Consider the following 13,657-nt stretch of genomic DNA (forward strand, 5'->3'; position numbering starts at 1 on the left):
CTATCGTGAAAGTAATCGTATTGGGAAGCGGTGTGATCGGTACCGCATCGGCTTACTACCTGGCACAGCAAGGCCACGAGGTCACGGTGATCGACCGCCAGCCGGCGGCTGGCCTGGAGACCAGCTATGCGAATGCCGGCGAGGTCTCTCCCGGTTATTCCGCACCCTGGGCCGCGCCCGGCATCCCGGTCAAGGCCTTGAAGTGGTTGATGATGCGTCACAGCCCGCTGGTCATCCGTCCCGGCACCGATCCCGACATGTGGCGCTGGGTGTTCCAGATGCTGCTCAACTGCACCGCCTCGCGCTACGAAATCAACAAGGGCCGCATGGTGCGCCTGGCTGAGTACAGCCGCGACTGCCTGATCGCGCTGCGCGACGCCACCGGCATCAGCTACGACCACCGCACCCAGGGCACGCTGCAACTGTTCCGCACGCAAAAGCAGCTCGACGCATCCGCCAGCGACATTGCCGTGCTGCAGCGCTACGGCGTTCCCTACGAGGTGCTGGACCCGGCCGGCTGCGTGCGCGTCGAGCCGGCGCTCGCCCATGTGCGCGACAAGTTCGTCGGCGCGCTGCGCTTGCCGAACGACGAAACCGGCGACTGCTTCAAGTTCACGCAGCAGCTCGCGTCGATGGCGGAGCGGGCCGGCGTCACCTTCAAGTACGGCGTGGCTATCCAGCGCCTGCTGGCCGACGAGCGCAAGATCACCGGCATCCGCACCTCCGAAGGCGACCTGAAGGCCGACAGCTACGTGCTGGCGCTCGGCAGCTATTCGCCGCTGCTGCTGCGCGAGGTCGGCATCCGCGTCCCGGTGTATCCGATCAAGGGGTATTCGATCACCGTGCCGATCCACGATGCCGCGCATGCGCCGGAATCGACGATCATGGATGAAACCTACAAGGTCGCGATCACCCGCCTCGGCGACCGTATCCGCGTCGGCGGCACGGCGGAGATCTCCGGCTACGACCTGACGCTGCGCAATGCCCGCCGCGAAACCCTGGAGCACTCGGTGGTCGACCTGTTCCCGAAGGGCGGCGATGTGGCGAAGGCGGAATTCTGGTGCGGCCTGCGCCCGATGACGCCGGACGGCACGCCGGTGATGGGCCCGACCCCTTACCGCAACCTTTTCCTCAACACCGGCCACGGCACGCTGGGCTGGACCATGGCCTGCGGCGCCGGCCGCGTGCTGGCCGACCTCGTCTCGGGCAAGCGCCCGGAAATCGATATGGAGGGACTGTTCATGGACCGCTACGGCAAGACCAACCGTCCGATCGTCGTTCCGCAAGAGGTGCGTGCATGAACGCGCGTGCCATGGAGACGCCCGGCATCCCGGAGTTCCTCTTCGGCGACCGGCAGCTGCATGCACGGTTTTCCATGGCCATCGAACTGCTGGCCCGCATCGTCATCGCCAACCCGAAGGCGGTGACGACGGCGGCGCTGGCGGAATCGCTCGGGCAGAGCGTGCGCACTGTGCGCGCTCTGCTGGGCAGCCTGCACCAGTCCGGCCTGCTCGGCCAGGACGACAAGGTGCGCGATGCGTGGTTTTGCGCGTCGCCGCTCGGCACCATCACGCTGGCGGACGTGTTCCGCAGCGTGGCCAGTGCCGAAGTGCGCCGCAGGAAGCCGGAACCGGCATCCGAAGAGACGCGCACGGCTTCCCAGCAAAGCGTCGACCTGCTGCTGATGCAGGCGACCATGTCGATCAACCAGGTCGTGCTGCAGCATCTGCAGGCCTTCGACCTCGGCCGCCTGAAGGCAGTGCGCGCCTCCGGCGGCGCCCATCCTTTCGGCTATTCCGCGCGCACCTATATCGCGGAACCCGTCTGACTATTGTCGCCCGCATGGCGTACGGGTAAAGTGGGCTCCATACCCGTTGCTCTTCCCAGAATACGACCATGCGTATCGACGTCCAGTTTGCCGACCGTGTAGGCATTGCGCACGAAATCCTCGCCGTGCTGGCCCGCCGCAACATGAACGTGGTCGCGGTGGAGGTCGACTCCTCCGACGTGTTCATCGACATCCCGGAGCTGACGGAAAGCCTGCTGCCTCCGCTGCGCGCCGATTTCTTGCGCGTATCCGGCGTGCTGGACGTCAAGGTGGTCGACGTCTTGCCCGGCGCCCGCCGCCGCCTGCACCTGGACACCCTGATGGCGGCGCTGGCCGATCCGGTGATGGCGGTCGATGCGAACGGCAGGATCGTGACCGCCAATGCCGCCGCCGCGGCCGTTGCCGATACGAGCGAGAGCGACCTGCATGGCAAGGCGCTCGACGAGCTGTTCGGCGATACCGGCCTGCAGGCCGAGCTGCTGGAGAACGGATTCCACGCGCCCTCGCGCGAGGTGCGCCTGCACGGCCAGCCCTTCCTGCTGGAAGTGGCCCCGGTTTCGGAACCGATCAACTCGGCCCTCGGCCAGACCATCGGCGGCGTGATCACGCTGCATGCGCCACGCCGCCTGGGCGGGCGCATCCATGCGTTGCAGCACGGAGGCGGCGGCTTCGAGGCGATCATCGGTGAATCCGAACCGATACGTGCGCTCAAGGCGCGTGCCGCACGCGTCGCCGTGGTCGATGCGCCGCTCCTGATCGCGGGTGAAACCGGCACCGGCAAGGAGCTAGTGGCCCAGGCCTGCCACGCGGCCAGCCCGCGCAGCAGCGCGCCTTTTCTTGCGCTCAATTGCGCCGCGCTTCCCGAAAGCCTGGCGGAGAGCGAATTGTTCGGTTACGTCTCGGGCGCGTTTACGGGCGCGCAGCGCGGCGGTAAGCCGGGCCTGATCGAAATGGCCGACGGCGGCACCGTCTTCCTCGATGAAATCGGGGAAATGTCGCTTTACCTGCAGGCCAAGCTGCTGCGTTTCCTGAACGACGGCAAGTTCCGGCGCATCGGCAGCGACCGCGAAATCAAGGTCAATGTGCGCATCATCAGCGCCACTCATCGCAACCTGAGCAAGATGGTGGCCGAGGGCGCCTTCCGCGAGGACCTGTTCTACCGCCTGAACGTTCTGCACCTCGAAGTGCCGGCCCTGCGCGAGCGGCCGGACGATATCCTGCTGCTGGCGCGCCACTTCATCGAGCGCGCCTGCGCGCAGGCGCAAAAGCCGATCTGCCGGCTGAGCGCCGAAGCCTGCGCGGCACTGGTGGCCAACCGCTGGCCGGGGAATGTGCGGCAATTGCAGAACGTGGTGTTCCGGGCGATCACGATGAGCGACAAGAAGGTGCTCGACGCCGCCGACCTCGACCTTGCCGAAGGCAGCATCATGACGGCGGATGCGGCCGGCAACGGCCATGAGGGGCAGGATTGGGAGAGCGCGATGGAATCCTACGAGCGCGCGGTGCTGGAGCGCCTCTATCCGCAGTATCCCTCCAGCCGCAAGCTCGCCGCTCGGCTGAAGACTTCGCACACGATGATCGCGAACAAGCTGCGGAAATACGGGATACCGGGTTCGAACCGGTAGAGCGGAATCAGTGGGGCAGGTCGCCGTCGTCCAGGTCTTTCGGCGGATTGACTGCGGGGATGCTGTATTTCTCCTCCGCCCACGCGCCGAGATCGATCTGCTTGCATCGCTCGGAACAGAAGGGCCGGTACTTGTTCGCTTCGGTCCATTCGACCTTTTTGCCGCACGTCGGGCAATCAACCACGGTCGCCATCACACACCTCAAAAGTTACACAGGGCCAGTTCGAAAGGCACATCGTTCTCGAACGACTTCGGCTTCATGTCGCCATCCTGGGAGGTGAATCGCACCCACAACATGTACTTGTTGGCCGAGATCTCCGGGATCGCACCCAGCGCCTCGTCGATGCCCAGGCGAACCATCTGGTATGCCTTGCCCTGCAGCATTTGCTGGTAGCTGCCGGCCTTGGCGATGGTTTTCGTCGAGCGACCCGATTCACGCAGCAGACGCAGCACGAGGCTGATGGCGTCGAACAGCGGGACCATCGGGGTGAACCAGCCGTAAATGTCGTTGAAGCGCTGTTGAGGCGCGCGCTGCTGCCAGGCGTAATAGGACGGCAGGTCGAACTCGCAGGCGCCGCCGGGGATGATGGTGCGCCCGCGGATGCTCATCAGCCACTCGTTGTCGCGGATGTTCTGGCCGGTCTTGCCCTGCGAATTCATCAAGGCGGCAAGGCTGCGGTCCACATCCGACAGGACTTTGTCGAGCTGGTCGGAAGCGACATTCGGATTGGACTTGAAACCGAGCAGCGTCTGCTTCTGGCGTTCGAGTTCCTGCAGCAGGTCCGATTTCAGGTCGGCACGGCCCGCGACCTCGAGCATTTCGAAGATCGTGGCAAGAGCGACGTGGTGTTGCTGCGGATGTTCCTGGTGCAGGAAAAAGATGAACTTGTCGTAAAGATCTTCCAGCCGCAGCAGAGTGCGAATACGCTCATTGAAAGGGTATTCGTAAATGATCAAAGTGGCGTCCCTTTAGCAATAAAGGTTGGGCTGGAAACAATTACGTGATTCTGAACGAACCCATAGAAAAATACAAATATTGCAGACGAGGCAAATCGCCCGCCACGGAGGTGTTGCCCTTCCTTCAGCCGTCCGAAGCCGACAATGCAGTATACAGCGCGTGGATTTTGTCGACCTGCGGCACCAGTGCCATCACGTCGCCGTCATTGTCGATCACGTCGTCGGCTGCCGCCAGCCGCTCCTGTCTCGAGACCTGCGCCGCCATGATGGCGCGGATCTGCTGCTCGGGAAGCCCGCTGCGGCTCATCACGCGCCGCACCTGCGTCTCTTCGGCGCAGTCGACAACCAGCACGCGCGAGACGCGCTGCTTCCAGGAGCCCGACTCGACCAGCAGCGGCACGGCGAACACGACATAGGCGCCGCTTGCCGCTTCGGCTGCCCGCTCGGTCTCGATGCGGATGAGGGGATGCAGGATCGCCTCCAGCCGCGCTTTTGCTGCGGGTTCGGCAAATACATAAGCGCGCATTTTCGCCCTGTCCATGGCGCCCTCCGGCGTCAGGAAGGCATCGCCGAACTGGGCGCGGATTTCCGGGATTGCCGCTCCGCCCGGCGCGGTCAGCGCGTGGGCAATCTGGTCGGTATCGATCACGCTCGCGCCGCGCGCGGCCAGCATATCGGCCACCGTTGTCTTGCCGCTGCCGATTCCACCCGTGAGGCCGACCGTAAACCGACGTGCGCCCATGTCAGACCGCAAAGCCGAGGTAAGTCTGCGCCAGCTGTTTGCCGTAGAGGAGGGCAATCAGGCCGGCCGCCGCCAGGTAGGGGCCGAACGGGATCGGATTGTGGCGTCCGGCCCGGGCGAGCAGGATGAGGGCGATGCCGACCACCGCGCCCACCGCCGATGACAGCAGGATGATAATCGGCAGCATCTTCCATCCCAGCCAGGCGCCGAGCGCGGCGAGCAGCTTGAAGTCGCCGTAGCCCATGCCTTCCTTGCCGGTCGCCAGCTTGAACAGCCAGTAGACCGTCCACAGGCTCAGGTAGCCGGCCGCGGCGCCGATGACGGCTTCGTGCAGCGGGACGAATGTGCCGTTCAGGTTGACCAGCAGGCCGCACCACAGCATCGGCAAGGTCAGGTCGTCGGGCAGCAGCTGGGTATCGGCGTCGATGAAGGTCATCGCGATCAGCAGGTAGGCGAACAGCAGCGTCGACAGGCCGGCCAGGCCGGTGCCGAAGCGCCAGACGAGCAGCGCAGACAGGATCCCGGTCAGCAGTTCGACCAGGGGATAGCGGATCGAGATCGGCGCCTTGCACTTGCGGCATTTTCCGCCGAGGAAGAGGTAGCTGATGACCGGGATGTTTTCCAGTGCCCCGATGCGGTGGCCGCAATGCGGGCAGGCCGAGCGCGGGACCATCAGGTTGTAGCGGTCGGTGTGCGGCGGTTCCTTGCCGCTTTCCTGCGCGACGTAATTGTCGGACTCGCGCTGCATCATGCGCGGCAGCCGGTGGATCACCACATTCAGGAAGCTGCCGATCATCAGGCCGAACAGCGCGGCGGTGGCGGCCGGCAGCGGGCTGGCCGGAGGTGCGGAGAGGAGCAGTTCGAGCATCAGACAACGGCACCCAGTTTGAAGATCGGGAGATACATCGCCACCACGAGGCCGCCGATCAGCACGCCGAGGATAGCCATGATCAGCGGTTCCATCAGGCTCGAGAGCGACTCGACGGCATCGTCGACTTCCTGTTCGTAGAAGTCGGCAACCTTGCTGAGCATCTGGTCAAGCGCGCCGGATTCCTCGCCGATGGCAACCATCTGCGTCACCATGTTCGGGAACACGCCGGAGCTTTGCATCGAGGTGGTCAGGCTGGTACCGGTGCTGACCTCGGTCTGGATGCGCTTGGTGGCTTCCATGTAGATGGCGTTGCCGGACGCGCCGCCGACCGAATCCAGGGATTCCACCAGCGGCACGCCGGCGGCGAACATGGTGGCCAGCGTACGGGTCCAGCGCGCAATCGTCGCCTTGCGGATCACCGGGCCGAAGATGGGTGCCTGCAGCAGTGCCTTGTCCATGAAGCGCTGCACCTTGGGCGACCTGCGCCAGGCCTGGAAGAACAGGTACAGGCTGCCGAAAATCGTGCCGAAGATGATGTACCAGTAGGCGACGAAGGCGTCCGACACTGCCATGACGAACAGTGTCGGCGCCGGCAGGTCGGCGCCGAAGGATGTGAAGACCTGCTTGAAAGCGGGCACCACCCAGATCATGATCACGGTGGTCACCACGAACGCCACGACGAGCACGGAAATCGGGTAGAACAGGGCGGACTTGATCTTGCCCTTGATCGCCTGCGTCTTTTCCTTGTAGACCGCAAGGCGCGTCAACAAGTCTTCCAGGATACCGGCCTGCTCGCCGGCGGCGACCAGGTTGCAGAACAGGTTGTCGAAGTAGCGGGGAAACTTGCGGAAGGCCTGGTTCAGGCTGCTGCCCGTCTCGATGTCGGTACGGATGTCCTGCAGCAGCTTGGCCACGGATGGGTTCGCGTGACCCTTGCCCACGATGTCGAAGGATTGCAGCAGCGGCACCCCGGCCTTCATCATCGTTGCCAGCTGCCGGGTAAAGAGGGTGATGTCGGCGTCGGTGATCTTTCTGCCCGAGGTGAAGGATTTCTTCTTGACCTTGGTGACGAGGATGCCCTGACGGCGCAGCGTAACGTTGACGATGGTTTCGCTGCCGGCCCGCAGCTCGCCCTTGACGATCTTGCCAGACTTGTCCTTGCCCTCCCACGCATAGATGACTTCCTTGACCGCAGCGTTTGCCGCGGATTTGCTGGCAGTGGCCATGTGCTTCCCCTATCTATAGATTGGTACAGCCGAGCACTTCCTCGAGACTGGTCAAACCGGCCTTTACCTTGACCAGGCCGGATTCCCGCAGCGTCTTGACGCCGTCGCGCTTGGCCTGCTGCTCGATTTCCAGCGCTGTGCCGTGGGCCAGGATGATGCGTTCGATGTCTTCCGAGATCGGCATGATCTGATAGATGCCGACGCGTCCCTTGTATCCGCTGCCGTTGCAGCGGTCGCAGCCGACCGCCTTGTACGGCATCCAGGTGCCGTCCAGCTCTTCTTCCCTGAAGCCCGCCTCGACCAGCGCCTCGTCCGGTATCACCACCGGCTGCTTGCAGGTGCACAGGCGGCGCGCGAGGCGCTGCGCGGTAATCATGATCACCGACGAGGCGATGTTGAAGGGCGCGACCCCCATGTTCATCAGGCGGGTCAGCGTGGACGGCGCATCGTTGGTATGCAGGGTCGAGAACACCATGTGGCCGGTCTGCGCCGCCTTGATGGCGATGTCGGCGGTTTCGAGATCGCGGATTTCGCCGACCATGATGATGTCCGGATCCTGGCGCAGGAAGGCTTTCAGCGCTGCGGCGAAGGTCAGGCCCGCGCGGTCGTTCACATTGACCTGGTTCACGCCGGGCAGGTTGATTTCCGCCGGGTCCTCGGCGGTCGAGATGTTGATGCCGGGCTTGTTCAGGATATTCAGGCAGGTGTACAGCGACACCGTCTTGCCCGAGCCGGTCGGGCCGGTCACCAGCACCATGCCGTAAGGCCGTTCGATGGCCTTGAGCAGCAATTCCTTCTGGTCGGGATCGTAACCCAGCGCGTCGATGCCGAGCTGCGCCTGCGACGGATCGAGAATACGCATCACGATCTTTTCGCCGAACAGGGTGGGCAAGGTGCTGACGCGGAAATCGATGGCCTTGTTCTTGGAGACGACCAGCTTCATGCGGCCGTCCTGAGGCACGCGCTTTTCCGAGATGTCCAGCTTGGAAATGACCTTGATGCGCGAGGCCAGCTTTTCCTTGATTGCCAGCGGCGGCTGGGCGATCTCGCGCAGCACGCCGTCGATGCGGAAGCGTATCCGGTAAAACTTTTCGAAGGGCTCGAAGTGCAAGTCCGATGCGCCCATGTTGATCGCGTCGAGCAGGATCTTCTGCAGGAAGCGCACCACCGGGGCATCGTCGATGTCGGCGCTGACGGCATCGGCTTGCGCCGCGGCCGGCATGTCTTCGTCGCCGAAGTCGATGTCCGAATCGTCGCCGATCAGTTCGTCAAGGTGCTGTTCGGCGCTCTGGCTGAGCTTTTCGATCAGCTGGACCAGCACCGGATGTTCAACGATCACCGGTTCGACCGACAGTTCGGTCTGGAACTTGATCTGGTCGAGCGAATGGGTATTGGTGGGGTCGGAAATGGCGACCGAAATCTTGTTTCCCCGCTTCGCCAGTGCGATCACGCGCTCCTTCTGCATCAGCTTCGCATCGATGACGTTCTCGGGAAGGAAGCTCTGGTTGAAGGCGGAGATATCGACGATCGGATAACCGAAGGTCTCGGAGCAGAATGCCGCGAGCGAACGGGCGTCGATGCTGGCGCTGCCGAGCAGGACGTCGATGAAGGGCAGCTTCTCGGCGAGGGACTGCTTATGCAAGGCCTCGGCCTGCTGCGCGGACAGCCGGCCAGCCTGCACCAATGCGCGTGCAAGGCCGGACATCGTCGAGCTAGTCGCCTGGTTGGGAAGAACCGCCGCCATTTAGTCAGCCAAAATTTGGGTCACAATCGTCCAAGTTGCATTAGATGATGCCTATAGGCATCTGATTTGTAAAGATATTGTGACAAACTGTTACGATGATTCAGCCAGAGTGTGACGCGGCTGAAACGGTCCGGCGGCATCAGGTGCGAATCAGCTTGACGACCTTGATCGCCTGTCCCTGCGACTGGACGGTTTCGACCACGCAGCCCTTCATCTTCACGCTGACGTTGGCTTCCGGGATGTCGCGCAGCTCTTCCAGCAGCAGTCCGTTGAGTGTTTTCGGGCCGTCGAGGGGGAGATCCAGGCCGAGGTGCTTGTTGATCTCGCGCAGGGGAGTGGCCCCTTCGAGCAGGCATTCGCCGCGTTCGTCCCATGCGAAGCCGTCCGCGCGCGAGGCGCCCGGCATGGAGGTGGTGAACTCCCCGATCATCTCTTCGATGATGTCTTCCAGTGTTACCAGGCCCTGCACCTCGCCATACTCGTCGACGATGATGCCCAGGCGCTCATGGTTTTCCTGGAAATACTGCAGCTGCGTGAAAACCCCGGTGTCCTGGGGGATGAAATAGGGCGGTGTCAGCAACTGGCGAAAGTGGTCGACCGTCAGCTCTTCCTCATGGTTGAACAGGGCCATCGCCTTGCGCACGTGGAGGATGCCCACCACGCGGTTGATCTCGCCCTCGTACACCGGGAGCTTGTTGTGGTAGCAGGTCGTGAGCTGGTGCACGATTTCCTCCACCGGCACGGCGAGGTTGAGCGCCTCGATCTGCGCGCGCGGCGTCATCACGTCTTCCACCGAAATCTCTTCCAGCCCGAACAGGTTGAGCAGGATGCTCTTGTGCTTTTGCGGGATGAAGTTGCCGCCTTCGAGCACGATGCTCCGCAATTCTTCCGCCGAGATGGCGCTTTCTCCCGGCTTTTCCGGCACGCGCATCAAGCGCAGCAGGCGTTTGACGACCAGGTTCGTGACCCAGACGACCGGGCTCATCACAATCGTCAGCAGGCGCAGCACGGGCGCAATCAGCAGAGCGATCCGTTCGGGATAGGTGGCGCCGATCACCTTCGGCGTCAGCTCGGCGAAGATGATGATCGCGAAGGCGACGGCGGTCGATGCAATGGCCAGCGCATACTGGCTCTCGCCGAAATAATGGATTGCGAAAGTGGCCGCCAGGGCCGAGGTCGCCGTATTGACCAGGTTGTTGCCGAGGAGGATCACCCCGAGAAGGCGCTCGGTCTGTTCAAGCAGGTTGAGGACAAGCGTGGCGCGACGGTTGCCGGCGGACGCAAGATGCCGGATGCGATAGCGGCTCAAGGCCATCATCGCTGTTTCCGATATTGAAAAAAAACCTGAGACGAGTAAAAGCAGGACGAGCCCGAGGATCTGGGCCCATATGGGAACGGCATCCAAAGGGTCACCGTGTGGAAATCTGCATATTGGAAGTTTGCATATTGGAAGTTTGTATATGCAAAACTGGTCGGGGTGAGAGGATTCGAACCTCCGGCCTCTACGTCCCGAACGTAGCGCTCTACCAGGCTAAGCTACACCCCGATGCGGTGTCACCGCGGAATCACGAAAACGGCTTCACGCGAAGCTAGTGATTGCGATGAACTGCGAAAGCGCATAATTGTAGCAGAGAATCCTTGAAAACGCTACCCGGCATCGACGAAATTGCATTTGCCGCGCGCGCGGCGGCTTTTTCGGCTGCCTGCATCGTGTATTCCAGCGCGCCGGAACCAGTGATCGCGTTCAAGACCTCGTCGAAATGCTGTTCGTCTCCAGTCTCGATGCAGGCGCGGACCAGATCGCGCTGCGTCGGCGTGCCGTTCTGCATCAGGTAGATCAGCGGCAGGGTGGGTTTGCCTTCGCGCAGGTCATCGCCAACGTTCTTGCCGATATCGGCCGCATTGCCGGAATAGTCCAGCACGTCGTCGACCAGCTGGAATGCTGTGCCAATGGAGCGGCCGTATTCGGCCGCCGCCTCGATGCCATCTTCCGGTGCGCCCGCGATCAAGGCGCCAAGCTGGGCGGCTGCCTCGAACAGTTTCGCCGTCTTGGAGCGGATGACTTGCAGATAGCGCTCTTCAGTCACGTCCGGGTCGTGCATGTTCAGCAACTGCAGCACTTCGCCTTCGGCGATCACGTTGGTCGCATCGGCCAGGATCTGCATCACGCGCATGTTCTTCACCGCGACCATCATCTGGAACGCCCGCGAGTAGACGAAGTCGCCGACCAGGACCGACGCCGCATTGCCGAACAGGGCATTGGCGGTCTTGCGGCCCCGCCGCAGCGAGGATTCGTCGACGACGTCGTCGTGCAGCAGGGTCGCCGTATGGATGAACTCGACCACCGCCGCGAGCTCATGGTGGTGGCTGCCCTTGTAGCCGTAGGCGTTGGCCATCAGCAGCACCAGGACCGGCCGGATGCGCTTGCCTCCCGCGCTGATGATGTATTCGGCGATCTGGTTGACCAGGGGGACTTCCGAATACAGTTGGCGGCGGATCACCGTGTTGACGGCGTCCATGTCGGCGCTGATCGGCTGGATGATGGTGTTCTGGGAAGCGGGTTGGAGGGCGGCAGACAAGATAAACCTGCGAATAACGTGAATTTTGTGAATTATACGACGACAAGCCTGTACTTCCGCCATGGATATGGGAGTTGCCGTAGTGCCAATGCCAGTCCGGCATGTCCGGAAAGATCCGCAACCGGGTTTTGACCGTCGCGCTAAGTCCATGTATAATTAGGAGTTTTCCTGATTCGGCGTGGTGTAAATAGGCGAAGCGGGGGAAAAAGTTCATTCACAATCATTCGATGAGGTTTCACATGTACGCGGTCATAAAAACCGGCGGCAAACAGTACAAGGTTGCTGCTGGCGAAAAACTTAAAGTAGAACAGATACCGGCTGACATTGGTTCCGAAATCACTCTCGATCAAGTGCTCGCAGTGGGCGCTGGCGACAGCATCAAGTTCGGTGCTCCGCTGGTCGAAGGTGCCAAGGTCCAGGCTACGGTAGTGGCGCACGGTCGCCACGACAAGGTGAAGATTTTCAAGATGCGCCGCCGCAAGCACTACCAGAAGCGTCAGGGCCATCGCCAGAACTACACCGAACTGCAGATCGTCTCGATCAACGCTTAATTCCTGATCGAACAAACCGGATACCAAGGAGTCTGAAATGGCACACAAAAAAGGCGGCGGCACTACGCGCAACGGTCGCGATTCCGAGTCGAAACGACTGGGCGTCAAGGTTTACGGCGGCCAGGCTATCAATGCGGGCGGCATCATCGTGCGTCAGCGCGGCACCCGCGTCCACGCTGGCGAGAACGTCGGCATGGGCAAGGACCACACCCTGTTCGCCCTGATCGACGGCAAGGTGCAGTTCACCACCAAGGGCCCGCTGCAGCGTCACACCGTGATCGTCGTCCCGGCGTAATGCGGACCTGACATCGCAGCAAAGGCGAAAGCCTTCCACTAAAAGGCTCTGCCGACGGTAGGGCCTTTTTAGTTTGCGGCATCATTTTTTCCATCCTTTTTCAACGCCATTTTCGGCGGCAAAACATGAAGTTCATCGACGAAGCAAAAATTGAAGTCATTGCTGGTGACGGCGGTAACGGCGTCGCGTCGTTTTGCCGCGAAAAATTCCGGCCGTTCGGCGGCCCGGACGGCGGGGACGGCGGCAAGGGCGGCAGCATCTGGGCGACCGCCGACCGCAACATCAACACCCTGGTGGATTACCGCTACTCCAAGCTGCACAAGGCACGCAACGGCGAAAACGGCCGCGGTTCCGACTGCTACGGCAAGGGCGCGGACGATATCGAGCTGCGCATGCCGGTGGGTACGCTGATCAGCGATATGAACACCGGCGAGATCATCGCCGACCTGACCGAGCATGGCCAGCGCGTGATGCTGGCCAAGGGCGGCGAAGGCGGCTGGGGCAACATCCACTTCAAATCATCCACCAACCGCGCACCGCGCCAGAAAACCGACGGCAAGCCGGGCGAACGCCGCGAGCTGAAGCTGGAGCTGAAGGTGCTGGCGGATGTCGGCCTGCTGGGCATGCCCAACGCGGGCAAGTCGACGTTCATCACGGCCGTGTCGAATGCGCGTCCGAAGATCGCGGACTATCCCTTCACCACGCTGCACCCGAACCTCGGGGTGGTGCGCGTGAGCCATGAGAAGAGTTTCGTCATCGCTGACATTCCGGGCCTGATCGAAGGTGCGGCGGAAGGCGCCGGTCTCGGCCACCAGTTCCTGCGCCACCTGCAGCGCACACGGGTGCTGCTGCACATCGTCGACCTCGCACCGTTCGACGACAAGATCGATCCGGTGAAGGAGGCGAAGGCGATCGTCAAGGAACTGAAGAAGTACGATGAATCGCTGTACGACAAGCCGCGCTGGCTGGTCCTCAACAAGCTGGACGTGGTGCCGGCCGACGAGCGCCAGAAACGCGTCAAGGATTTCATCAAGCGTTTCGGCTGGAAAGGGCCGGTGTTCGAGATTTCCGCACTGACGCGCGAAGGATGCGAAGACCTGATCCACGCCATTTACGACTACCTTGCCGAGCAGCGCCAGCAGGAGCATCGCGCCGAGGAAACGAAAATGGCGGAAGAGGCGCGTGGCATCGTGTCGATCGATCCTGACGACCCGCGCTTCAAGGTCATCGACTAACGAC

14 protein-coding genes and 1 tRNA gene are annotated in these 13,657 nt (G+C 62.3%); 6 read left to right on the plus strand and 9 right to left on the minus strand.

Features of this window, described 5'->3' with window-relative positions; genetic code table 11:
- Window positions 1-5: 5 nt before the first annotated feature.
- The 3 genes from VFF99_RS02020 (at window position 6) to VFF99_RS02030 (ending at window position 3,453) form a co-directional block, all read left to right on the plus strand.
- On the plus strand, window positions 6-1,301 hold the full coding sequence (locus VFF99_RS02020) for a D-amino acid dehydrogenase (protein ID WP_325014506.1): 1,296 nt from the start codon (window positions 6-8) through the stop codon (window positions 1,299-1,301).
- On the plus strand, window positions 1,298-1,828 hold the full coding sequence (locus tag VFF99_RS02025; protein ID WP_325014508.1) for an Rrf2 family transcriptional regulator: 531 nt from the start codon (window positions 1,298-1,300) through the stop codon (window positions 1,826-1,828). Before VFF99_RS02020 ends, VFF99_RS02025 begins: the two co-directional genes overlap by 4 nt.
- 68 nt (window positions 1,829-1,896) lie before the next feature.
- Window positions 1,897-3,453, plus strand: coding sequence for a sigma-54-dependent transcriptional regulator (locus VFF99_RS02030; protein WP_325014509.1), 1,557 nt, complete (start codon window positions 1,897-1,899; stop codon window positions 3,451-3,453).
- Window positions 3,454-3,460: 7 nt separating this feature from the next.
- Here the strand turns inward: VFF99_RS02030 and yacG are convergent, their stop codons facing one another.
- The 9 genes from yacG to ispB all read right to left on the minus strand — a co-directional run bounded on the left by yacG (window position 3,461) and on the right by ispB (window position 11,572).
- A complete protein-coding gene (gene yacG, locus VFF99_RS02035) occupies window positions 3,461-3,646 on the minus strand; it encodes a DNA gyrase inhibitor YacG (RefSeq protein ID WP_325014511.1) in 186 nt (61 codons plus the stop codon).
- Between the two features lie 8 nt (window positions 3,647-3,654).
- The gene (gene zapD / locus VFF99_RS02040; RefSeq protein WP_325014514.1) at window positions 3,655-4,410 is read right to left on the minus strand and encodes a cell division protein ZapD; all 756 of its coding nucleotides are present in this window, start codon (window positions 4,408-4,410) and stop codon (window positions 3,655-3,657) included.
- 124 nt (window positions 4,411-4,534) lie between these two features.
- A complete protein-coding gene (coaE, locus tag VFF99_RS02045) occupies window positions 4,535-5,152 on the minus strand; it encodes a dephospho-CoA kinase (protein ID WP_325014516.1) in 618 nt (205 codons plus the stop codon).
- 1 nt (window position 5,153) lies between these two features.
- On the minus strand, window positions 5,154-6,020 hold the full coding sequence (locus VFF99_RS02050) for an A24 family peptidase (protein WP_325014518.1): 867 nt from the start codon (window positions 6,018-6,020) through the stop codon (window positions 5,154-5,156).
- Window positions 6,020-7,249 carry a type II secretion system F family protein gene (locus VFF99_RS02055; RefSeq protein WP_325014519.1) on the minus strand — a complete coding sequence of 410 codons (1,230 nt, stop codon included), beginning with the start codon at window positions 7,247-7,249 and terminating at the stop codon, window positions 6,020-6,022. Before VFF99_RS02055 ends, VFF99_RS02050 begins: the two co-directional genes overlap by 1 nt.
- A gap of 13 nt (window positions 7,250-7,262) precedes the next feature.
- Window positions 7,263-8,993 carry a type IV-A pilus assembly ATPase PilB gene (pilB, locus tag VFF99_RS02060; RefSeq protein ID WP_325014521.1) on the minus strand — a complete coding sequence of 577 codons (1,731 nt, stop codon included), beginning with the start codon at window positions 8,991-8,993 and terminating at the stop codon, window positions 7,263-7,265.
- Between the two features lie 139 nt (window positions 8,994-9,132).
- Window positions 9,133-10,398, minus strand: a complete 1,266-nt coding sequence (locus VFF99_RS02065; protein WP_325014523.1) for an HlyC/CorC family transporter — start codon at window positions 10,396-10,398, stop codon at window positions 9,133-9,135.
- 64 nt (window positions 10,399-10,462) lie between these two features.
- Window positions 10,463-10,539: transfer RNA gene (locus VFF99_RS02070), tRNA-Pro, on the minus strand.
- 43 nt (window positions 10,540-10,582) lie between these two features.
- Window positions 10,583-11,572 (minus strand): octaprenyl diphosphate synthase, encoded by a 990-nt coding sequence (ispB, locus tag VFF99_RS02075; RefSeq protein WP_325014525.1) that lies wholly within the window; start codon window positions 11,570-11,572, stop codon window positions 10,583-10,585.
- A 239-nt stretch (window positions 11,573-11,811) separates the two neighbouring features.
- Here ispB and rplU point away from each other — a divergent pair, with 239 nt between their 5' ends.
- The 3 genes from rplU to obgE all read left to right on the plus strand — a co-directional run bounded on the left by rplU (window position 11,812) and on the right by obgE (window position 13,653).
- Window positions 11,812-12,123 (plus strand): 50S ribosomal protein L21, encoded by a 312-nt coding sequence (gene rplU, locus VFF99_RS02080; protein ID WP_325014527.1) that lies wholly within the window; start codon window positions 11,812-11,814, stop codon window positions 12,121-12,123.
- 37 nt (window positions 12,124-12,160) lie between these two features.
- Complete coding sequence (gene rpmA, locus VFF99_RS02085) at window positions 12,161-12,418, plus strand: 50S ribosomal protein L27 (protein WP_325014529.1); 258 nt, start codon at window positions 12,161-12,163, stop codon at window positions 12,416-12,418.
- Window positions 12,419-12,543: 125 nt separating this feature from the next.
- Complete coding sequence (gene obgE / locus VFF99_RS02090; RefSeq protein WP_325014531.1) at window positions 12,544-13,653, plus strand: GTPase ObgE; 1,110 nt, start codon at window positions 12,544-12,546, stop codon at window positions 13,651-13,653.
- Window positions 13,654-13,657: the final 4 nt, after the last annotated feature.

This window comes from Noviherbaspirillum sp. (assembly GCF_035654295.1).
Taxonomy (GTDB): domain Bacteria; phylum Pseudomonadota; class Gammaproteobacteria; order Burkholderiales; family Burkholderiaceae_D; genus Noviherbaspirillum.